A 19,688-nucleotide genomic window follows, 5' to 3' on the forward strand; every position below is an offset into this window, starting at 1 on the left:
TGCAATGGGTTGCGAGGCCTGTGTTTAAAGCGGCGTCACGTCTTCCTGTGCCGGCTCGATCCCAACCGTACCCGACGCGATCGCCTGTTCGAGGCGCGTGACCGCGTCCGCCAGCTTCTCGTCGATGACGTGCAGATACTCGGTCCAGTCCCCTACATGCCTGAGATCAGCCGCGCCGTCGGAAATGCCGCGCAGGCCGATCAGCGGAATATCGAACAACTGGCAGGCGCGCAGGCAAGCGAAGGTTTCCATATCGACCATGTCGGCGCCAATTGCCTCATAGGCAGCACCTGTAATGATCGCGCCACCGGTCGACAGGCTGGCTTGCCTGATGCCGGGAATGCGAAATGGCAGCCGCACGGTCGCCGGCAGGTCGAGGAACGGTGTCGCGCCCTTCTCGAAGCCCAGCGGCGAGGCATCCATGTCACGGTAACTCACCGAAACAGCTTGGTAGATTTCCGTCTGCTCCAAGGTTCGGCTGCCTGCGGACCCCAGTGAGACGACCAGATCGGGCAATGCCTTTCGCGACTTCATCAGGGACAATTGCGCGCCCAGCCTGACACCGGCCTCGACAGGCCCGACGCCGGTCATGAAAGGTGCGAACAATCGCTTCAGATGCGGGCCGTACTCGGCCTCGGCAGCCATGACGAAGAGGACATCCTTGCCGCCAAGTCGCACCACGCGGCCCATCGGATCAGCCCTCTATCCCATCACGGCCAACCACCGTCATCATCGTTCCTGTCATGGTGGCGATCAGCTTGGCCTCGCCGTCGGCGGCGAAGGCATAGGCCTGGCCGTCGGCAACGATGATGGTGCGGCCGGGCTTGGTCACCGAGCCGCGGAACAGGAAGCGTTCGCCCCTGCCCGGCGCCAGCAGGTTGACCTTGAACTCGATGGTCAGCACGCCGGAGTTTTCCGGCATCAGCGAGAAGGCGGCGTAGCCACAGGCCGAGTCCAGCGCCGTCGAAATGACGCCCGCATGCAGGAAACCATGCTGCTGGGTGAGTGCGGCCGAATAGGGCATCTCGATCTCGATAATGCCGGGCGTTACCAGCGTGAGTTCGGCGCCGATCGTCGCCATCGCCTGCTGGCGCGCGAAGGAGGTCCTGACGCGGTCCTCGTAGTCCGGGGCGGGAACGATCTTTGCTGCCATGGCCATCGCCTTCGTTTGTCTGGCAAATCTTATTGCAGAGGGATCGTCGGCAGGCAATCTCAATTGCTGCACTGCAACAAAGCAATCCCCGAGATATCCTAGTTCAACCAGAGGAGCGATGCGTTGAGCAAGGTGGCGAACGCAACCCAGACCGCGTAGGGCACGAACAGCCAGCCCGATACCCGGTCGCGGTTCCCAGCCTTGGCTACGAACAGAATTATGCTTGCAAGCATAAGCACAATGATCACCAGCGCCGGGCCTATCAGCCTGGCGCCAAAGAATGTCGGCGCCCACAGGAAGTTTAGAACCAGTTGCGTACCCCAGATTTTCATCGCCGTGCCTTTCGGCTCGCGCATCCATGTCCGCCAGCCGGCAATGGCGATCAGCACGTAGAGGAATGACCAGACCGGGCCGAAGATCCAGTTTGGCGGGTTGAAGGGCGGCTTGACCAGCGATGCATACCATTGGCCCGGCAAGGTCGCGTAACCGATCAGCATGCCGCCGCCCAGCGCGAGAATGAGAAACAGGACAAACGAAAGGTATCTTTGCAAGGAATGCACCCTTTTGAGCGGCACGATGCGGTGTTGCCAAAAACTGGGGCGCATCGCCACCCTGTCAACGGCAGCGTCAGCCTGCCCGGCGCAGCGCGCAGAAGTAGAACCCGTCCGTGCCGCTCAGCGACGGCGACAGGGAAATATCGCCAGCGGCGCCAATGCGCGCGGCCGTCCCGTGGCCAGGAAAATGACCGTCCCACAAGGCGCGATGATCGACCGGCACAAAGCCGCTGTTGCGGTCCCGGAACGCCGAGATCTGTTCGCCATTCTCCTCGTCGAACACCGAGCAGGTGATATAGACCAGCAGGCCGCCCGGTTTGACGAAGGCCCTGGCCGCATCGAGGATTGCCGATTGCTCGCCCTTGCGTGTGTCGAGCTGTCTTTGCGTCAGCCGCCATTTGGCGTCGGGACGGCGCCGCCAGGTGCCGCTGCCCGTGCAGGGCGCGTCGACCAGCACGATGTCCATGCGGTTGGCCAGCGGAGCGAGTTCCGCCGGCTTGGTGACGATCTGCACATTGCGGTTTTCGGAGCGGCGCATGCGGTCGAAGATCGGCGCCAGCCGCGCCTTTTCGGCATCATGGGCAAAGACCTGGCCTGTATTTCCCATCGCCGCCGACAGCGCCAGCGTCTTGCCGCCGGCACCGGCGCAGAAGTCGAGCACCTGCATCCCGGCCTCCGCGCCGGCAAGGGCCGACACGATCTGCGAGCCTTCGTCCTGAACCTCGAACCAGCCTTTCTGGAAAGCCGGCTCCGCCTGCACATTGGGGTGCCTGCCATCGCCATCGATCGGCGGGATGCGAATGCCATAGGGAGCGAGATGCGCGGCCTGGGCGCCAGTCTCCGCCAGTTCCGCCAGTACTTTCGGCCGATCGGCCTGCAACGTGTTGACCCGGATGTCGAGCGGCGGGCGAGTGGCAAGGGCAGCGCCCTCCTCGACCCACGCGGCACCAAAAGCCTGTTCGAATAGCGGCTCACACCAGTCCGGCACGTCCGCCCGCACCGCGGGCGGCGCATCGGCGAGACGACGCTCGGCGATTGCCTGAAGTTCGGCGGCGGTCAAAAGCGGCGGCGCGAACTTGTCGCCTTCGAGCACATCGTTCAGCGATTGCGCGGTCTGGTTCCATTCGAGCAGCAGAGCGCCAAAGCCGATGGCGCGGGGCGTATCGTCGCCAAGCAGCCAGGCAGCGGAGCGCTTGTGGCGCAGCGCGTCATAGACGATGTTGCCGATCGCGGCACGGTCGCCTCCGCCGGCAAAGCGATGCGACAGACCCCAGTCCTTCAGCGCATCGGCGACCGGCCGGTGACGCCGGCTAATATCTTCCAGCACTTCGAAAGCCGCAGCCAGTCGTCCGCCCAGTCGCATTCTTCATTCCGTCGTTTCAGCAAATTTACCTCACGGATGCTCTAGAGCGCGCAACAGACGCGCACAAGCAGGCTGGCCCGCGCAACCGCGCTGCTTTCCAACTTTTCTGCTTGCGAATACTGTTTCAGCTGTGATTCGCGGCGCGGAAAAGGCGGACCGGCGGATCGGCACGAGGAGAGGGCAATGAAGACTTATCTGGCGGAAGTTCTAGGTACATTCTTGTTGGTGTTCATCGGTACGGCGTCGGTGGTAACGGGTGGCTTCGGCGGCGCCTTGCCGCTGGGCCAGGAAGGCATCGGTCTCGCATTCGGCATCGGCCTCATCGCGGCGGCCTATGCGATCGGGCCCATCTCGGGCGCACATCTCAATCCGGCGGTGACGCTTGGCGTCTTTCTTGCCGGCCGGCTGCCGGCCAAGGATGTCATCCCCTACTGGATCGCGCAGATCATCGGCGGCGTGATCGCGTCGCTGGCGCTGTGGATCATCGTCTCCGGCCAGACCGGGGGACACACCACCGGCTTTGGCGCCAACGGTTGGGACATCACCAAATACGGTGTCAGTTCCGCCTTCCTGTGGGAGGTCATCGGCACCTTCACCTTCGTCACGGTGATCCTCGGCGTGACCGCGGAAAAACACGCCACCGCCTTCGCCGGCTTGGTCATCGGCCTGACGCTGGCCGGGTTGCATTTCGCGATCATCCCGGTAACCGGCACGTCGCTGAACCCGGCCCGCTCCATCGGCCCGGCGCTGTTTTCGGGCGGTGCGGCGATCGGTCAGCTCTGGCTTTTCATCGTTGCCCCGCTGATCGGCGGCGCCATTGCCGGCGTGGTCGCCAAGGCCCGCATCTTCGAGAAGGACTAAATCCTCGAAGCCCTAACACGAAAAAGGCGCGGGCCAACCCCGCGCCTTTTTTGTTTGGCCGTGCGGCCCTGGCTTGCTTCCTCGCCGTCAAAGGACGCGCGAAAGGAACTCGCGAGTTCGCGGCGACGCCGGATTGGCGATCATCTGACGCGGAGAGCCGCGTTCGACGATCACGCCGCCATCCATGAAGACGAGCTGATCGCCGATCTCACGCGCAAAGCCGATTTCGTGGGTCACCACCACCATCGTCATGCCGCTTTCGGCGAGGTCGCGCATGACCTGGAGGACCTCGCCAACGAGTTCGGGGTCGAGCGCCGATGTCGGCTCATCGAAGAGCAGGACCTTCGGCTTCATCGCCATCGCACGTGCGATAGCGACACGCTGCTGCTGCCCACCGGAAAGTTCCCTCGGGTAGCGGTCGACCTTGTCGAGGAGACCGACACGCCGCAGCAGGATTTCCGCCTCGGCCTTCGCCTGTTCCGGCGGGATTCGCCGCACCTGCGTCGGCGCCTCGATCAGATTCTCCATCACGGTCATGTGGGAGAACAGGTTGAACGACTGGAACAACATGCCGGTCTCGGCACGCCGCTGGCAGAGAAGATCGTCCTTGACCTCGTAGAGCTTGTCGCCCCTGAGGTCGTAGCCGACGAACTCGCTGTCGACGAGCAGAATGCCGCCGCTGAGTTTCTCGAGATGGTTGATGCAGCGCAAGAAGGTGCTCTTGCCGGAGCCCGAAGGGCCGATGATGCAGGCGACCGACCCGGAGGGCACGTCGAGATCGACGCCCTTGAGTACCTCCAGCGGGCCATAGGATTTGCGCACGCCGCGCGCGAAAACCATGGAGTTCTCCGGCACGCCGAAGCGGGCGCGGTTTTCAGCCTTCACATCACTCATTGGGCAACACCTCGCAGACCAAGGACATTGCGCAGGAACTGAATTGCGCTGGGATCGCCACGCGTGTCGCTGCGACCGAAATGGCGTTCCAGGACATGCTGTCCGGCCGACATGATGCTGACCACGGCGAGATACCAGAAGGCGACCACGATCAGCAGCGGGATTGTCTCGAAGGTGCGCGCATAGATGCTCTGGGCCGAATAGAAGAGGTCGTCGACAGCGATGAAGGTCACCAGCGACGTCATCTTCAGGAGATTGATGGCCTCGTTGCCGGTGGGCGGCAACACGAAGCGCATGGCCTGCGGCAGCGTGATGCGCTTCAGGATCATGCGATATGGCATGCCAAGCGCACTCGCCGCCTCGGCCTGGCCCGACGGCACCGACTTGATGCCCGCCCTGATGATCTCGGCCATGTAGCCGGCCTCGCACAGGGAGAGCGCCACGACAGCGGAAAAGAACGGCGTCATGAAGTCATTCGTGCGTACGGAAAACAGCGTGCCTACGAAAGGGATGGTCAGGGACACCTCGCGCACGAGCAGCGACAGGTTGAACCAGAAGATCAGCTGGATCAAGGCAGGCACACCGCGGAAGAACCAGACATACAGGCCAGCGAATGCACGCAGCACAGGGCTAGGCGACACGCGCATGATGGCGATGACCGTGCCGACCACGATCGCCAGCACCATGATCACCACGGTCAGCAACAATGTGTTGCCGAGGCCGCGCATGACGGACGGGTGGAACAGGTAGCCCACGACCGTCGGCCAGGCAAAAGCGGGGTTGCTGGCGAAGGCCCGGATGATGAAAAACGCCACGATCAGGGCCAGGGCCGTGCCGATCCAGATGCCGTAACGGCGCCGCGGCACGACGGTCAGGCGCGAGACCGCCTCGGCGACGCCTGGCTCGATGCGTATCTCGGTTGGGTGGGCCACGCCCATCGCTGCTTCTCCTGGTCTTCATCCGCAAACGGCGCCCGATACGGGATCGGACGCCTCAATGCGCAGATTCAAGTGTATTGGAGCACACTGCGTGCGCCCTAATGAACCATTTCGTCCTAGTCGGCGCGGAGCGCCTCCATGCTGCCGACGAAATAGGGTTCCTTGATCGCGTAGGCACCCATGCCATACTTTTCGAGGATCGCCTTGTAGGTGCCGTTCCTGAACAGTTCGGAGAGCGCGCCAACCATCATGTCGGCGGTCTCCTTGTCGTCCTTGGCGATCGCCAGACCGAGCGGGGCGACTTCGTAGAGCGTCGGCAGCACGACGAGCTGGCCCTTGCTGGTGACCTCGAAATAGCTCGATGCCGTCGCATCGTCCATGCGGGCGTCGAGACGGTCGGACAGCACCCCCTGGACGATATCCGTGGAGGAGTTGAAGACGGACTTCTGGATCGCCGCCTGGCCCTTGTCGGTGCAATCCTTGCTCAGCTTGTCGACAAGGAAGTCCGACGCGCTTCCCGCTGAAACGCCGATGCGCTTGCCGCAAAGCGGGCTGTCGCCAGCGAAGCTCGCCTTCTTGTCCGGCGATGTCGAGACCGCGAGGCCCGCTTTCAGGAACATGACGAAGTCAACCTGCTTGAGCCGCTCCGGCGTGGCGGAGAACGTTTCCCAGGCGATCTTGAAACGGCCCGCCGCCAATCCCGGTACCATCGACGGGAACGGCGTGCGCGCCACGTCCAGCTTGGCATCGACCAGCTTTGCCACTTCGCCAGCCAGTTCTATGATGATGCCGGTCTGCTTGCCGTCGGCGTCGAGATATTCGAACGGCGCATAGTCCAGCGTGTTGGCGATGGTCAGCATGCCGGTCTGCTTGACGTCGGCCGACTTCGTGATTTCGGCGGCGTTCGCCGATCCGCTCCAGGTCGCTGCAAGTGTGGCCAGCGCCAGACCTGCCATGCGCAAATGTGATCTCATTTTCGTTCCCCTTTTTGATGACAACGGTTCTTGCATTACGAACTGGCCGTCTCCGCGGCCTTCTTCTTTCGGTAGTGATAGTTCTTGTCGATGCGCTCCATCAGGTAATCGCCGTAGAGCACCGGCTCGTATTTCGGCTGGGTGCCGGCGGGCACGCAGGCCGGCAGCGCCTCGATCGTTTCATCCATCGACGGATCGAAGAAGAAGGGCTGTGAATAGCGTTCGCGTCCCGACCGGTTGATGACGCGATGAGGGGTCGAAACGAACTGGTCGTTCGACCAGCGCGCCAGGATGTCGCCGACATTCATCACGAAGGAATCCGGGATCGGTGGCGCGGGAACCCAGTCGCCTGCCTTGTTCTTGACCTCGAGGCCTCCGACATTGTCCTGCGCGAGCAAGGTGATGAAGCCGTAATCGGTGTGCGGTGCCGAGCCGAATAGCCCCTCTTCCTGGGGCTGCGTGGGATAGTGCAGCAACCGCAGGAAGGTTGTCGGCTGTTCGAAATACCGGTCGAGGCTGTCGGTGGGGAGCCCAAGCGAGAGCGCGATGGCGCCCACCATCTTGCGGGCAAGCGTGCTCATTTCATCGACATAGCGTTCGACCGTGGACCTGAAGCCGGTGAGCGACGCCTCGTCGGGCCACTGGTTGGGTCCCTGCAACGGCTGGTCGGCCAACGCCCGGGGATCGTCGGCCTCGACCTCGTGCATGAAGAAGATCGATTCACTCTGGTTCGGCTTGCTCACCGTCGCCACCGATGACGTCACGATCGTGGAACCGGCAAAGGGCAGATAGCCACGGAAATTCTTGTCGATCTTCAGCGCAAGCTTCTGTTCCTCCGGCAGCGCGAAGAAACGCTTGCTGGCCTCGCGGACCGCCTCGACATCGGCACGCGGGATCGGATGTCCCACGACGTAGAGAAAGCCGACCGTCTCGAGATAGCGGCGCAGCGTCGCGGCCGTGCTGGCGATCGCATCCTTATCACTACCGTAAAGCGCGGATACGTCGAGGATCGGGATTTCTGAAAAGTCGCCGCGTGCGTCCATCTCGAACAACCTTGTCTTGAACATAAGATACAGTACTGTATTTCTACACATCCAGATCGGCTCAGCAATAGGCTTTTCACCAGCAGGGGATAACCGCGTCACAATGGCACCACGCAAGATAATCATCGACACCGATCCGGGTCAGGATGACGCATTCGCGATCCTCTTCGCGCTGGGTTCACCGGCCGAACTCGAGGTGGTCGGCATCACCACGGTAGGCGGCAACGTGCCGCTTGCGCTGACCACGAAGAACGCGCTGAAGGTCGTGGAGCTTGCCGGGCGGCCGGATGTGCCCGTCCATGCCGGCTGCCCGGCGCCCATGGTGCGCAAACTGATCACCGCCGAGTACGTCCATGGTGAAACAGGCCTCGACGGCGCCGACCTACCCGAACCCGTGACGCCGCTGCAAAGCGAGCACGCTGTGAACTATATGGTCCGCACGATCATGGATGCCCCGGAAGGCGAGATTACCGTCTGCACGCTTGGTCCGATGACAAATCTGGCCATGGCCATGACCATGGAACCGAGGATCATCCCCCGAATTCGCGAAGTCGTGCTGATGGGCGGCGGCTTCTTCCAGGGCGGCAACGCCACGCCCGCGGCCGAATTCAACATCTTCGTCGACCCTCATGCGGCGCACAAGGTGTTCGACAGCGGCGTTCCCGTGACGATGGCCAGCATCGACTGCACCTATACCGCGCTGATGACGCCCGAGTGGCTGGATCGCCTTCGTAAAACCGGCAGCCGCGCCGCGATCGAAGCCGCCAACCTCGCTGACTTCTTCCGCCAATACGGCACGCATAAATTCGAAACACCGGCACGTCCCATCCACGATGCCTGCGTCACCGGCTACCTGCTGGCTCCCGAAATCTACGAACAACGCCAGTGCGCGGTGACGGTCGATATCGTCTCGCCGGAGACCATCGGCATGACGGTCGTCGACTGGTGGCACGTCACCGGCCGCCGCAAGAACTGCAACGTGCTGCGGCGGATCGATCCTGCACCGTTCTTCGAATTGATGCTGGAACGGATCAGCGCGCTGCCCTGAAAATGCGTCTCGCCGGTGGACGATGACGCCGGGAATTGCGTAGCAGATAGGAGCCGGCTCGATTGGCGAGTCGGCCAGATGAATTGCGCAGGGCGACGAAGGTCTCTGATCCGATGAACGAGCAACGCGCGCCGAAGAAACCGGGGGGAACGCGTACTCCCGCGCCGCGATCAAAACCGGCGCGGCAGACGCTTAGCCGCGAGGCCTGGATCGCCGCCGCGCGCAAGGTGCTGGAGAAGCGGGGCATCGGTGAAGTCAAGATCGACCGCCTGGCGCGGCAACTCAAGGTCACGCGCGGCAGCTTCTATTTTCACTTCGCCAGCCTGGCGGACCTGCGTGGCGGCCTGCTGCAGGAATGGCGAGACAGCAATTGCGCGCCGTTCTGGGCCATGCGGGAGATCCGCGAGATAGACGGCCTGCAGTTCTTCACCGACATCGTCCATGTCTGGGTGGACGAGGCCCCATTCAGCCCGCTCCTCGACCTGGCCGTGCGCGACTGGTCGCGAACCTCGAAAAAGCTGGCCCAGGAAGTCAAGGAGATCGACGACCTGCGCATAGAGCTGCTGATCCGGTCGTTCCGCGCCATGGGCTATTCGGAAGACGAGAGCATCGTGCGGGCCCGCATCACCTATTTCCACCAGATCGGGCAGTATGCGCTGTCCTTCAAGGAGGACCCGGTCGTGCGCCGCCGCTACCAGCCGCTGTTTGGAGAAGTGCTGCTCGGACCACTCGTCCAGGAGCCCGGCACAGCGGTAAAGTCCGGGGATAGCCGGGGCAGCCGTTAGCAATCCTTAAACGGGCGGGCTTGACCGGATCAAGACCAGAAGGGCCGGACAATCACGCCGTCTTCTGCGCCACCAATCCCAGTTCCTCGACCATCGCGTTGCGCATGAGGAATTTCTGCGGCTTGCCGGTCACCGTCATCGGCAGTTCGGTACGGAAGCGGATGTAACGGGGGATCTTGTAGTGGGCGATCTGGCCGGCGCAGAAGGCCTTGATCTCGTGCTCGGTGGTGATCTGGCCTGGCTTGAGCACGATCCAGGCGCAAAGCTCCTCGCCATATTTCGAATCGGGAATGCCGAACACCTGCACTTCCTTCACCTTGGGATGGCGATAGAGGAACTCCTCCACTTCGCGCGGATAGACATTCTCGCCACCGCGGATGACCATGTCCTTGACCCGGCCGACAATGTTGCAATAGCCCTCGGCGTCGATGGTGGCGAGGTCGCCGGTGTGCATCCAGCCATCGGCGTCGATCGCCTCGCGAGTCTTCGCCTCGTCCTGCCAATAGCCCTTCATCACCGAATAGCCACGCGTGCAGAGCTCACCGGGCTCGCCGACGGCAACGGTCGCGCCATCGGCATCGACCGCCTTCACCTCGACATGAGGATGGATGCGCCCGACGGTCGAAACACGCTTTTCCAGCGGATCGTCGACGCCGCTCTGGAACGAGACCGGGCTGGTTTCGGTCATGCCGTAGGCGATGGTGACCTCTTCCATGTGCATCGACGACACCACCTTCTTCATCACCTCGATCGGGCATGGCGAGCCTGCCATGATGCCGGTGCGAAGGCTGGAGAGGTCGAAGGACTGGAAATCCGCATGGTCGAGAATGGCGACGAACATGGTGGGGACGCCATATAGGCCGGTGCAACGCTCCCGGGCCACCGCCGTCAGCGTGGCTCCGGCATCGAACCCCTCGCCTGGGAAAACCATGGTCGCGCCCTTGGAGACGCAGCCCATAGTGCCCATCGACATGCCGAAGCAATGATAGAGCGGCACGGGGATGCACAATCGATCGTCGGCGGTGAGCTTGATGGCGGAGGTCACGAAATGACCGTTGTTGACGATGTTGCCGTGGGTCAGCGTGGCGCCCTTGGGCGCGCCGGTGGTGCCGGAGGTGAACTGGATGTTAATGGCGTCGCTCGCCTTCAGTCCCTCGGATATCCTGTCGAGACTGTCGTGCTCGTCGCGTCCGGCCATGGCCAGGACATCGCCGAAATTGAACATGCCGGGCGAATTCTCCTCGCCCATGCGGATGACGATCTTCAGGCCCGGCAGTCTGTTCGACTTGAGCTTGCCGGGGGTGGCGGTCGCGATCTCGGGCGCCAGCGTCTCGATCATGCCGAGATAGTCGGAGGTCTTGAACTGAGCAGCAGTGACCAGAGCCTTGCAGCCAACCTTGTTGAGGGCATATTCGAGCTCGGTCAGCCTGTAGGCCGGATTGATGTTGACCAGGATCAGGCCGATGCGGGCGGTGGCGAATTGCGTGACCAGCCATTCCCAGCGATTGGGCGACCAGATGCCGACGCGGTCGCCTTTCACAAGGCCCAGCGCCAGGAAGCCTGCGGCCAGTGCGTCCACCGTGTCCGAAAGCTCGCTCCAGGTGAAGCGCTTGTCCTGGGCGACGAAGACGGCGGCATCGAGGGTGCCGTATCTGGCGGCGGTCTGCGAAAACAGCGCCGGGATTGTGTGCGGCAGCAAAGGCACTGACCGCTCGCCCGACACATGGGCCCGGCCGTCGACGGGTGCGATAAAGACGCCGCCGGCGCGCGCAGCGCGTCCGCGCAGATTGGTGGCGTTCTTCAGCTCGTCGAGATTGACCGGCATTACTGTCTCCTCCCAGACGGCCCCGAGTCTATCAGCCTGCCGGGATGGTGGAAATCCCGCCGATGGTACTGCGGATCCCCTCGACCTGGATGGGACGGTGCCGAGCGAAGCGAGGCGGGTGGAGTCGTCTCACGTCGAGCACTGCCCCCATGACCCCTCCCGTGCATCCGCCTTCGGCGGCTGTCCACCCTCCCCTCAAGAGGGAGGGAGGGCGCTCATCCTTGCGGCTATGTCGCGCAGGATGGCATCATCCGCCTCGGTGCGACCTTTCCTGGATGCCACGAGACAAGCCTGCGACTTCAGCACGACGCCGTCACCCAGAACCTTCAGATGGTTCGCGCGCAGGGTCGAGCCGGTGGTGGTGATGTCGACGATGATATCCGCAAGGCCCGCCGCCGGCGCGCCTTCGGTGGCGCCAAGGCTTTCGACGATGCGATAGACCTGGATGCCATGTTTCTGGGAGAAGAATTGCTGGGTCAGCCGCCAGTATTTGGTGGCGATGCGCAGCCGCCGGCCATGGCGCTGACGAAAATCCGCCGCGACATCGTCGAGATCCGCCATGGTGTCGACGTCGAGCCAGATATCGGGCACGGCGACGACGACATCGGCGCTGCCGAAGCCGAGCCGAGCGACGATTTCGGCGCGGGCTTCCCAGTCGGCGAGATTTTCGCGCACCAGATCCTCGCCGGTGATTCCGAGATCGACAGCGCCCTGCCCTATTTCGCCGGCAATCTCGGAGGCCGACAGGAAGGCCACCTCGACATTGTCCAGGCCTTCGACGCGGGCGTGGTACTTGCGTTCGTCGCCGGGCATGCTGACGGCAAGCCCGGCCTTGGCCAGCACTTCCAGCGCCTGCTCCTTGAGCCGGCCCTTGGATGGGATCGCCAGCGTGATCATTGCGCCGTCTCCCGCAGTGCCTCGATACGGTCGAGCCAGACCGAAAAGCCGACGCCGGGGATCGCCGTTTTCGCGCCAAGCAAGGTCAGCAGCCGGTCGTAGCGGCCGCCGCCGGCCAGCGGCCGATCGCCATTCTCAGCTGATATTTCGAAGACAAGTCCCGTATAATAGTCGAGCGGGCGGCCGAAAGCGGCGTCGTATTGGATTTTTCCCGTCGGCAGGCCCAGCGCCTCGATGGCTTTCGCGCGGGCCGCGAATTTCTCCAGAGCCATGCCCAGCGACAGGCCCGCACCCGCCGCAAATGTTTCCAATGCGCCAGACGCGCCGTCGAGTTGCACGTCGATCGACAGAAAACCCTTCAGTGCCGCGAACGCCTCGTTCGACAGCCTGACGCTGCGCAGCTCGGCCTTCTCGATCAAGCGCCGGGCGATGTCGGTGGGCGAGCGCCCGGCAGAAGCCGAAAGCCCGGCCTCTTCCATGCCGCCAGCGATGTGCTGGGCAAGACCATCCAGATCGCCATCAAGCACCAGGGTCGCGACCGGGCCGGAAAGCTGACCGTTGCGCGGCGGGTTGGCGAGATCAGCCAGGGCGGCTTCCAGCATCGGCGCCGAGCCGAAGGCGCGAGCAAGGCGCATGCGCCAGCCGCGCGGCAGGCCGAGTGCCGCCAGAACCGCCTCGAAGATCGTCTGGTCGCCAAGGGTGATCTTCAGGGACTGACCTGGCAGTGCCAGCGAAAGCAGGGCATGCGCGTCGGCCACCGAGCGCGCATCGGCCTGCGCTGTATCGCGGTCGCCCAGATCCTCGATGCCGGCCTGGAAGAATTCGTTGCCGCCCTCGCGGCGCTGGCGGAAAACCTCGCCCAGATAAGAATAGCGGCGCGGCGTGCCCGCCTGGCTGGCGATATGGTCTAGGCAGACCGGAATGGTGAATTCCGGCCGCAGGCACAAGGTCTGGCCGGTCTCGCTTTCGGTCAAGAAGATACGGCGGCGCAAATCCTCGCCGGCCATGTCGAGGAACGGGTCGGCCGGCTGCAGGATGGCAACCTCGACCGCATGCGTGTCGCGGGCAGCGAAGAGGTTTAAGATGTCGGTCGATATGGCGGGGTAGCGGGACGTCAATTTGCCGACCTCACTGATGCACACCCCTCTTGTCCCAAATCAGATGTCCGGCAGGACAGAAGGAGGCGCGAAGGAACGCGACCTCTACTTGCCACGCGCCCGTTCCTCAGCCTGCGCCGCCAGGATCTTCTTCACTTCCGCGACGAGTTCGCTTTCCGCCACAGTCACCTGCGCCGGCCGCGCGGCACGCCATTCGGCGTTGTCGGTGATCTCCGCCGACATGCGCGCGCCTTCGATCAGGTCCTTGATCTGCAATTCACCCTTGGCGCGTTCGTCGCCGCCCTGGATGATCGCGACCGGACAGCCGCGACGGTCGGCATACTTCAGCTGCGCCTTCATTCCGGCGCCGCCGAGATACATTTCGGAGCGGATGCCGGCGGCGCGCAATTCGCTGACCATCTTCTGGTAGCGGCCGAGGCTTTCCGTGTCCTTGTCCATCACCAGCACGACGACCGGCGCGATGACATCGGCGCTGTCGAGCTTGCCGAGGTTCTTCAGCGCGGTCATCAGCCGGGAAACGCCGATGGAAAAACCCGTCGCCGGCACCGGCTCGCCGCGGAAGCGCGAGACCAGGCCATCATAGCGGCCGCCGCCACCGACCGAGCCGAAGCGTACGATCTGGCCATCCTCATTGGGGATTTCGGCCAACAGCTCGGCCTCGAAGACCGGGCCGGTATAGTATTCGAGGCCGCGCACGACGGAGCGGTCCATGGCGATGCGGTCTTCGCCGTACCCCGCCGCCCTGACCAAGGCTTCGATCGTCGAGAGTTCGCCAACGCCTTCCTGGTAGATCGCGTTCGCACTGACATCGGAATCCTGGCGGGCCTGTTCCCTCGCTGTCGCGAGAAGAACGGCCTCGGCCTGCTGATCGTTCAGTCCGGCGCCCTTGGCGAAGTCACCCTCGCCTTCCTTGCCGCCATCCCACCGCCCCGGCCCAAGCAGAAGTCTCACGCCTTCCGGCCCGAGCTTGTCCAGCTTGTCGATCGCGCGCAGTACCGTCAGCCGGCGGCCGGCATTCTCCTCGCCGCCAAGGCCGATCGCCTCCAGCACGCCGTCGAGCACCTTGCGGTTGTTGACGCGGATGACGTAATCGCCGCGCTTGATGCCGAGCGCTTCCATGACGTCGGCCATCATCATGGCCATCTCGGCATCGGCGGCGACGCCCGGCGTGCCGATCGTGTCGGCGTCGAACTGCATGAACTGGCGGAAGCGGCCGGGGCCGGGCTTCTCGTTGCGGAACACCCAGCCGGAGCGATAGCTGCGGTAGGGCTTTGGCAAGCGCTCGTAATTCTCGGCCACGAAACGCGCCGTCGGCGCGGTCAGGTCGTAGCGCAGCGACAGCCACTGGTCGTCATCGTCCTGGAACGAGAACACGCCCTCGTTCGGGCGGTCCTGATCGGGCAGGAATTTTCCCAGCGCATCGGTGTACTCGATCAGCGGCTGGTCGGCCGGTTCGAAGCCATAGAGTTCATAGACCGAACGGATAGTGGCCATCATCTTCTCGACCGCGCGGATATCCTCGGCGCTGCGGTCGGCAAAACCGCGCGGCAGTCGCGCTTTCGTCTTTTCCGATTTGTCGGCCATGGCGTGTTTGCTCGGTTTCGTGGTGATCTTTGGTCTATAATGTAGCGATATTCGCTATGCGCGTGTCCTAACCGATGCAGCATGGAGCGGCAAGGCCGGGCGGCGCGCTTTGCCTCGCTCCAACAAACCACTGCGCGAATGAACCAATTCCGCCATGAACGTGGCATTCTGCCGACACAATCGCAGCCGATAAAGCCCGCAGAAACAAGGGGATCGGGCCATGGCCATGGCGCGGAAATTCGACGCCATCGATGGCGCCTACGGCGTGAACGCGCATCTGCGCCCCGCCGGCACTCACACTTACAAGATCGCGAGCCAGCCGGCCGGCCCATTCGAACCCACGGCTGATGAAGCCGCCAGCCCCAGTATGCGCGATGTGCTGGTGACCGGCCTGCTGGTGATCTATCCTGCTCTCGCCATCGTGGCCGCCATCGTCGCCGGACTTTACCTGTCGGGAGCCGCCGGGACCTGATATGTGCCGGCCGCTCCCGGGGCCGTAGCGATCACAGCAATTTCGGTCGCTTGAACGCCTTGCGATCTTTCTCGACCTGGTCGCGGCAGGCGCAGCCTTCGAGATGATCATTGACCAGTCCCATTGCCTGCATGAAGGCGTAGACCGTGGTCGGGCCGACAAAGCTCCATCCACGCTTCTTCAATTCCTTGGAAATACGCACCGAAACCGCCGTGGTCGGATTGGCGCGCAGATGGGCGAGATCGACGATCTGCGGCCGCTCGTCCTTGCCGGGCTCGAACTTCCAGAACCACGCGGCCAGCGAGCCGAATTCATCGGCCATTTCGCGGGCGCGCTTAGCGTTGTTGATGGTGGAGACGATCTTGCCTCGGTGGCGGATGATGCCGGCATTGCCGACGAGGCGCTCGACATCCTTGTCGGTGAAGGCGGCGACCTCATCGAACTCGAAATTGGCGAAGGCTTCGCGGAAATTCTCCCGCTTGCGCAGGATGGTCAGCCAGGACAAGCCCGACTGAAAACCTTCGAGGCAGATCTTTTCGAACAGCCTGCGGTCATCGGCGACCGGCCTGCCCCATTCATGGTCGTGGTAGTGCAGATAATCGGGCAGATTGCCGTGCCAGAAGCAGCGCACGGCCCCGTCGGGGCCGGCAAGCAAGCCGGCATTCTCTTGTTCCATGGCCAGAATTCCATTCGTTAATGCGCTTTTGCGCTGCTTTACCTTGGCTTTACCAGATTCCTGCACCCGGCGGTAACCACACCAAAAGGTTTACCGGCATCTCGGCATTTTACGCATTCCGATTCATGTTTCGGTTGCTGCTCGTCGCCAATGATCGCGAAACCGAGGGCATGTTCCGCCCTGGCATATTCGACGATCAAGGTGCGTCCCGATGAAGACAGTCTTGCTTACCCTGCTCAGTGCCGCGACCATTCTCGCCGCTGGCGCCGCCCCCTCCAAGGCCGAAGATCGTTATGCCGACAGGCCCCCGGTGATGGTGAGCCCCGACCTCTCGGCACCCTGGGTGCTGCAGCTTGGCCGCGCACCGGGCATTGTCCGGCAGAACCGGCAGGTGGTTCAGCAGCCACAGCAGCGCCTGCGCTACGCGCAGCCGCAGCAGCCCGACCGCGTGCAGACGGCGGCGGTGCAGGCGCCGGCCAGGCGCATGGTGATGCGTCCGCAGATCAACCCGATCTACCTGCCGCAGGAAGTCGCCTACAGCGGCTCGCAGAAGCCGGGCACGATCGTCATCGATACGACGCAGAATTTCCTCTATCTGGTCGAGAAGGACGGCAAGGCGCGGCGTTATGGCGTCGGCACCGGCAAGCCGGGCTTCGAATGGGCCGGCACGCACAAGATTTCGCAGAAGAAGGAATGGCCGGAGTGGCGCCCGCCGGCGGAGATGATCGCGCGCGAGGCCGCCAAGGGCCGCTATCTGCCGACCTATCTGGCCGGCGGCATCGAGAACCCTCTCGGCGCACGCGCGCTCTATCTCGGCTCGACGCTCTACCGCATTCACGGGACCAACCAGCCCTGGACCATTGGCGGCGCGGTGTCGTCGGGATGCATCCGCATGCGCAACGAAGACGTTGTGGACCTCTACGAGAGGGTCAATGTCGGAACGACCGTCGAAGTGATACAATAGCTGAGGCGAATCACTTGGTCCGGTAGGCACCACGTCCACGGACCATTGTAAGGAATAACGGGGGACGGGCCGTATGGGGATGCGGCCGGTCAAGAAAAGGCAGCACGGCAAGCCGCGCTGCCTTTTCTGTTTCCGACGGAATTAACCCGCATCTGGGCAAGGCTGCGCCAGAAGGTCGCGCCAGGGGCATTGCGGTGCGCTTTCACGCTGCCCTTCCCGCCGTTCTTTTGCTATGGGGGCGGCAACATTTCCGTACAAAGGTTCAGCCATGTCCCTGTCCGATGACAGCCGCTACCTGAAAGGTGGGCCGGTCGCCCAGCGTATTATCGCTTCTGTTCGCGAGGACGCCGCGATTGCGACAGCCGAAGGATTCCCGCCAAAGCTGGTGTCGATCACAGTCGGCGACACCGCCTCTGTGGACGTCTACGTGCGCAACCAGCGCGCCAAGGCCGGGCTCGCCGGCATCGGTTTCGAGGAGCGGCGGTTTCCCGCCGACATCACGGCGGCCGAACTCGAGGCCGCGATCCATGGCCTGAATGCAGATCCGCGCGTCACCGGTATCATCATCCAGCGGCCGGTTCCCGCGCATATACCGGTCCGGACGCTGCAGTCGGCGGTGCATCCGCTCAAGGATGTCGAGGGCATGCATCCGGCCTCCATCGGCAACATCGTCTACAACCAGCTCGACCTCGCGCCTTGCACGGCGGCCGCATCGGTCGAACTGCTCAAGGAAACCGGCCTCGATCTCAAGGGGCTGGAGGTGGTCGTCGTCGGCCATTCGGAGATCGTCGGCAAGCCGATCGCCTTCCTGCTGATGAGCGAGGGCGCGACAGTGACCGTCTGCCACCACATGACGCGATCTGTGGCGGCCCACGCGCGCCGCGCCGACGCGCTGTTCGTCGCCGTCGGCAAGCCGCGACTGATCAAGGCCGACATGGTCAAGCCGGGCGCCGCCGTCATCGACATCGGCATCAATTCCGAGATCGGTCCCGATGGCACCAGCCGCATCGTCGGCGACGTCGACACCGAGAGCGTCAAGGACGTCGCGTCCTGGATCACGCCGGTGCCGGGCGGCGTCGGCCCGATCACGGTGTCGATCCTGCTGCGCAACACGATGGTGGCGCTCAGCCGGCAGCGCGCACTCTATGAGGCGACCTACGGTACGGCGGACAAGCTCGCGGCCGAGTAATCGTCGCGAGAACCGACTATTCCGCCGCGACGAGCGCTTTCTCGGCGACGCCTTCCGGCTTCGGCCCGCCATAGGCCCAGTCGAGCAGCTTTATGGTGTGCACCACCGGCATCTTCGCGGCGGAAGCGATCTGCGTGATGCAGCCGATGTTGCCGGTGGCGACGATTGCCGCACCGGTCGCCTCGATGTTCTTCACCTTGCGATCACGCAGCCTGGCTGAAATCTCCGGCTGCAGGATGTTGTAGGTGCCGGCCGAACCGCAGCACAGATGGCCCTCGCGCGGTTCACGCACGACGAAGCCGGCCTTGGCCAGAAGCTCCTTCGGCTGGCGCGTGATCTTCTGGCCGTGCTGCATCGAGCAGGCGGAGTGATAGGCGATGACGGTGCCCGGCTTGCGCACGGGTTCGGGCAGATCGATACCCGCCAGATACTCGGTGATGTCCTTGGCCAGCGCTGACACCCGTGCGGCCTTATCGGCGTAGGCCGGATCCAGCCGCAGCATGAAGCCATAGTCCTTGATCGTCGTGCCGCAGCCGGATGCGGTGATGACGATTGCATCGAGCCCGCCTTTGTCGATCGCACGCGTCCAGGCGTCGACATTCTGCCTGGCCGACGCAAGCGCGGCCTCTTCGCGGCCCATGTGATGAACCAGCGCGCCGCAACAGCCCTCGCCCTGTGGCACAACAACCTCGACGCCAAGCCGCGTCAGCAGCGAGATGCTCGTGTCGTTGATGGCGGGATCAAGCACCGATTGCGCACAGCCGGTGAGGATGGCAACGCGACCCCTTTTCGCCCCCTGCCCGGCGTGGATGCCCGGCGAGGCCATTGGCGACGCGGCGGGGATCGATGCCGGCGCAAGCTTGAGCATCGCGCTGAACGGCTTCAGCCCCGGGATCTTTTCGAACAGGCCTATGAACGGTTTTCCCAATTTGGCCAGCTTGAGGGCGGCGCGAAAACGCTGGGGATAAGGCAATACGAAAGCCAGCATGGCACGCGTCATCCGGTCGAGCAGCGGCCGCTCGTAGGTCTCCTGGATATGGGCGCGGGCATGGTCGACCAGATGCATGTAGTTGACGCCCGACGGGCAGGTGGTCATGCAGGCGAGGCAGGACAGGCAACGGTCGATATGGGTGACGATCTCCTTGTCGGCGGGGCGGCCGTTTTCCAACATGTCCTTGATCAGGTAGATGCGCCCGCGCGGCGAATCCAGCTCGTTGCCAAGCGTGACATAGGTTGGGCAGGTGGCGGTGCAGAAGCCGCAATGCACGCATTTGCGCAGGATCTTTTCGGACTCCGCGATATGCGGATCGGCAAGCTGGGCAAGCGAAAAGTTGGTCTGCATCGCTGATG

General features: G+C 63.4%; 20 protein-coding genes. 6 read left to right on the forward strand and 14 right to left on the reverse strand.

The window, feature by feature from the left end:
- Positions 1-24: 24 nt before the first annotated feature.
- The 4 genes from ACO07C_RS11585 to ACO07C_RS11600 all read right to left on the reverse strand — a co-directional run bounded on the left by ACO07C_RS11585 (position 25) and on the right by ACO07C_RS11600 (position 3,070).
- Complete coding sequence (locus ACO07C_RS11585) at positions 25-690, reverse strand: 5'-methylthioadenosine/S-adenosylhomocysteine nucleosidase (protein WP_421914304.1); 666 nt, start codon at positions 688-690, stop codon at positions 25-27.
- Positions 691-694: 4 nt separating this feature from the next.
- Positions 695-1,153: a PaaI family thioesterase gene (locus tag ACO07C_RS11590; RefSeq protein ID WP_095088397.1), complete on the reverse strand. Its 459-nt coding sequence runs from the start codon at positions 1,151-1,153 to the stop codon at positions 695-697.
- Positions 1,154-1,251: 98 nt separating this feature from the next.
- Positions 1,252-1,704: a TspO/MBR family protein gene (locus ACO07C_RS11595; RefSeq protein ID WP_421914305.1), complete on the reverse strand. Its 453-nt coding sequence runs from the start codon at positions 1,702-1,704 to the stop codon at positions 1,252-1,254.
- Positions 1,705-1,780: 76 nt separating this feature from the next.
- Entirely contained in the window at positions 1,781-3,070 is a 1,290-nt protein-coding gene (locus ACO07C_RS11600; RefSeq protein WP_421914306.1) for an RsmB/NOP family class I SAM-dependent RNA methyltransferase, read from the reverse strand.
- A 183-nt stretch (positions 3,071-3,253) separates the two neighbouring features.
- On the opposite strand from ACO07C_RS11600, the gene ACO07C_RS11605 reads away from it, so the two are divergent.
- Positions 3,254-3,931 (forward strand): MIP family channel protein, encoded by a 678-nt coding sequence (locus ACO07C_RS11605; RefSeq protein ID WP_421914307.1) that lies wholly within the window; start codon positions 3,254-3,256, stop codon positions 3,929-3,931.
- Between the two features lie 87 nt (positions 3,932-4,018).
- On the opposite strand, the gene ACO07C_RS11610 is transcribed toward ACO07C_RS11605, so the two are convergent.
- The 4 genes from ACO07C_RS11610 to ACO07C_RS11625 form a co-directional block, all read right to left on the reverse strand.
- Positions 4,019-4,825, reverse strand: coding sequence for an amino acid ABC transporter ATP-binding protein (locus ACO07C_RS11610; protein ID WP_421914308.1), 807 nt, complete (start codon positions 4,823-4,825; stop codon positions 4,019-4,021).
- Positions 4,822-5,763 carry an amino acid ABC transporter permease gene (locus ACO07C_RS11615; protein WP_421914309.1) on the reverse strand — a complete coding sequence of 314 codons (942 nt, stop codon included), beginning with the start codon at positions 5,761-5,763 and terminating at the stop codon, positions 4,822-4,824. Before ACO07C_RS11615 ends, ACO07C_RS11610 begins: the two co-directional genes overlap by 4 nt.
- Positions 5,764-5,879: 116 nt before the next feature.
- On the reverse strand, positions 5,880-6,737 hold the full coding sequence (locus ACO07C_RS11620) for an ABC transporter substrate-binding protein (protein WP_421914310.1): 858 nt from the start codon (positions 6,735-6,737) through the stop codon (positions 5,880-5,882).
- A 35-nt stretch (positions 6,738-6,772) separates the two neighbouring features.
- Positions 6,773-7,780, reverse strand: a complete 1,008-nt coding sequence (locus tag ACO07C_RS11625) for an isopenicillin N synthase family dioxygenase (protein ID WP_421914311.1) — start codon at positions 7,778-7,780, stop codon at positions 6,773-6,775.
- Positions 7,781-7,883: 103 nt separating this feature from the next.
- On the opposite strand from ACO07C_RS11625, the gene ACO07C_RS11630 reads away from it, so the two are divergent.
- Positions 7,884-8,828 (forward strand): nucleoside hydrolase, encoded by a 945-nt coding sequence (locus ACO07C_RS11630; RefSeq protein WP_421914312.1) that lies wholly within the window; start codon positions 7,884-7,886, stop codon positions 8,826-8,828.
- Between the two features lie 113 nt (positions 8,829-8,941).
- Complete coding sequence (locus tag ACO07C_RS11635; RefSeq protein WP_421914313.1) at positions 8,942-9,613, forward strand: TetR/AcrR family transcriptional regulator; 672 nt, start codon at positions 8,942-8,944, stop codon at positions 9,611-9,613.
- A gap of 52 nt (positions 9,614-9,665) precedes the next feature.
- On the opposite strand, the gene ACO07C_RS11640 is transcribed toward ACO07C_RS11635, so the two are convergent.
- The 4 genes from ACO07C_RS11640 to hisS form a co-directional block, all read right to left on the reverse strand.
- Entirely contained in the window at positions 9,666-11,438 is a 1,773-nt protein-coding gene (locus ACO07C_RS11640) for an AMP-binding protein (RefSeq protein ID WP_421914314.1), read from the reverse strand.
- Between the two features lie 195 nt (positions 11,439-11,633).
- Positions 11,634-12,335 carry an ATP phosphoribosyltransferase gene (hisG, locus tag ACO07C_RS11645; RefSeq protein WP_421914315.1) on the reverse strand — a complete coding sequence of 234 codons (702 nt, stop codon included), beginning with the start codon at positions 12,333-12,335 and terminating at the stop codon, positions 11,634-11,636.
- Positions 12,332-13,453: an ATP phosphoribosyltransferase regulatory subunit gene (locus ACO07C_RS11650; RefSeq protein WP_421914316.1), complete on the reverse strand. Its 1,122-nt coding sequence runs from the start codon at positions 13,451-13,453 to the stop codon at positions 12,332-12,334. The genes hisG and ACO07C_RS11650 overlap by 4 nt, the downstream gene beginning before the upstream one ends.
- Before the next feature lie 84 nt (positions 13,454-13,537).
- Complete coding sequence (gene hisS, locus ACO07C_RS11655; RefSeq protein ID WP_421914317.1) at positions 13,538-15,037, reverse strand: histidine--tRNA ligase; 1,500 nt, start codon at positions 15,035-15,037, stop codon at positions 13,538-13,540.
- 220 nt (positions 15,038-15,257) lie between these two features.
- On the opposite strand from hisS, the gene ACO07C_RS11660 reads away from it, so the two are divergent.
- Complete coding sequence (locus tag ACO07C_RS11660) at positions 15,258-15,509, forward strand: hypothetical protein (protein WP_421914318.1); 252 nt, start codon at positions 15,258-15,260, stop codon at positions 15,507-15,509.
- Positions 15,510-15,540: 31 nt separating this feature from the next.
- Here ACO07C_RS11660 and ACO07C_RS11665 read toward each other — a convergent pair whose 3' ends face one another.
- The gene (locus ACO07C_RS11665; protein WP_421914319.1) at positions 15,541-16,185 is read right to left on the reverse strand and encodes a DNA-3-methyladenine glycosylase I; all 645 of its coding nucleotides are present in this window, start codon (positions 16,183-16,185) and stop codon (positions 15,541-15,543) included.
- 211 nt (positions 16,186-16,396) lie between these two features.
- On the opposite strand from ACO07C_RS11665, the gene ACO07C_RS11670 reads away from it, so the two are divergent.
- Positions 16,397-17,149, forward strand: a complete 753-nt coding sequence (locus tag ACO07C_RS11670) for a L,D-transpeptidase (RefSeq protein WP_421914320.1) — start codon at positions 16,397-16,399, stop codon at positions 17,147-17,149.
- A gap of 268 nt (positions 17,150-17,417) precedes the next feature.
- On the forward strand, positions 17,418-18,338 hold the full coding sequence (locus tag ACO07C_RS11675) for a bifunctional 5,10-methylenetetrahydrofolate dehydrogenase/5,10-methenyltetrahydrofolate cyclohydrolase (protein ID WP_421914321.1): 921 nt from the start codon (positions 17,418-17,420) through the stop codon (positions 18,336-18,338).
- A gap of 16 nt (positions 18,339-18,354) precedes the next feature.
- On the opposite strand, the gene glcF is transcribed toward ACO07C_RS11675, so the two are convergent.
- The gene (gene glcF, locus ACO07C_RS11680; protein WP_421914322.1) at positions 18,355-19,680 is read right to left on the reverse strand and encodes a glycolate oxidase subunit GlcF; all 1,326 of its coding nucleotides are present in this window, start codon (positions 19,678-19,680) and stop codon (positions 18,355-18,357) included.
- Between the last annotated feature and the right edge of the window lie 8 nt (positions 19,681-19,688).

The organism is Mesorhizobium sp. (genome assembly GCF_965229135.1).
In the GTDB taxonomy this organism is placed as follows: Bacteria; Pseudomonadota; Alphaproteobacteria; order Rhizobiales; family Rhizobiaceae; genus Mesorhizobium.

Bases quoted from the DNA above. Each gene is read 5' to 3' on its own strand.
- ACO07C_RS11585 (WP_421914304.1), bottom strand. From the start codon at position 690: ATGGGCCGCGTGGTGCGACTTGGCGGCAAGGATGTCCTCTTCGTCATG.
- ACO07C_RS11590 (WP_095088397.1), bottom strand. From the start codon at position 1,153: ATGGCAGCAAAGATCGTTCCCGCCCCGGACTACGAGGACCGCGTCAGG.
- ACO07C_RS11600 (WP_421914306.1), bottom strand. From the start codon at position 3,070: ATGCGACTGGGCGGACGACTGGCTGCGGCTTTCGAAGTGCTGGAAGAT.
- ACO07C_RS11605 (WP_421914307.1), top strand. From the start codon at position 3,254: ATGAAGACTTATCTGGCGGAAGTTCTAGGTACATTCTTGTTGGTGTTC.
- ACO07C_RS11610 (WP_421914308.1), bottom strand. From the start codon at position 4,825: ATGAGTGATGTGAAGGCTGAAAACCGCGCCCGCTTCGGCGTGCCGGAG.
- ACO07C_RS11615 (WP_421914309.1), bottom strand. From the start codon at position 5,763: ATGGGCGTGGCCCACCCAACCGAGATACGCATCGAGCCAGGCGTCGCC.
- ACO07C_RS11620 (WP_421914310.1), bottom strand. From the start codon at position 6,737: ATGAGATCACATTTGCGCATGGCAGGTCTGGCGCTGGCCACACTTGCA.
- ACO07C_RS11625 (WP_421914311.1), bottom strand. From the start codon at position 7,780: ATGGACGCACGCGGCGACTTTTCAGAAATCCCGATCCTCGACGTATCC.
- ACO07C_RS11630 (WP_421914312.1), top strand. From the start codon at position 7,884: ATGGCACCACGCAAGATAATCATCGACACCGATCCGGGTCAGGATGAC.
- ACO07C_RS11635 (WP_421914313.1), top strand. From the start codon at position 8,942: ATGAACGAGCAACGCGCGCCGAAGAAACCGGGGGGAACGCGTACTCCC.
- ACO07C_RS11640 (WP_421914314.1), bottom strand. From the start codon at position 11,438: ATGCCGGTCAATCTCGACGAGCTGAAGAACGCCACCAATCTGCGCGGA.
- hisG (WP_421914315.1), bottom strand. From the start codon at position 12,335: ATGATCACGCTGGCGATCCCATCCAAGGGCCGGCTCAAGGAGCAGGCG.
- hisS (WP_421914317.1), bottom strand. From the start codon at position 15,037: ATGGCCGACAAATCGGAAAAGACGAAAGCGCGACTGCCGCGCGGTTTT.
- ACO07C_RS11660 (WP_421914318.1), top strand. From the start codon at position 15,258: ATGGCCATGGCGCGGAAATTCGACGCCATCGATGGCGCCTACGGCGTG.
- ACO07C_RS11665 (WP_421914319.1), bottom strand. From the start codon at position 16,185: ATGGAACAAGAGAATGCCGGCTTGCTTGCCGGCCCCGACGGGGCCGTG.
- ACO07C_RS11670 (WP_421914320.1), top strand. From the start codon at position 16,397: ATGAAGACAGTCTTGCTTACCCTGCTCAGTGCCGCGACCATTCTCGCC.
- ACO07C_RS11675 (WP_421914321.1), top strand. From the start codon at position 17,418: ATGTCCCTGTCCGATGACAGCCGCTACCTGAAAGGTGGGCCGGTCGCC.
- glcF (WP_421914322.1), bottom strand. From the start codon at position 19,680: ATGCAGACCAACTTTTCGCTTGCCCAGCTTGCCGATCCGCATATCGCG.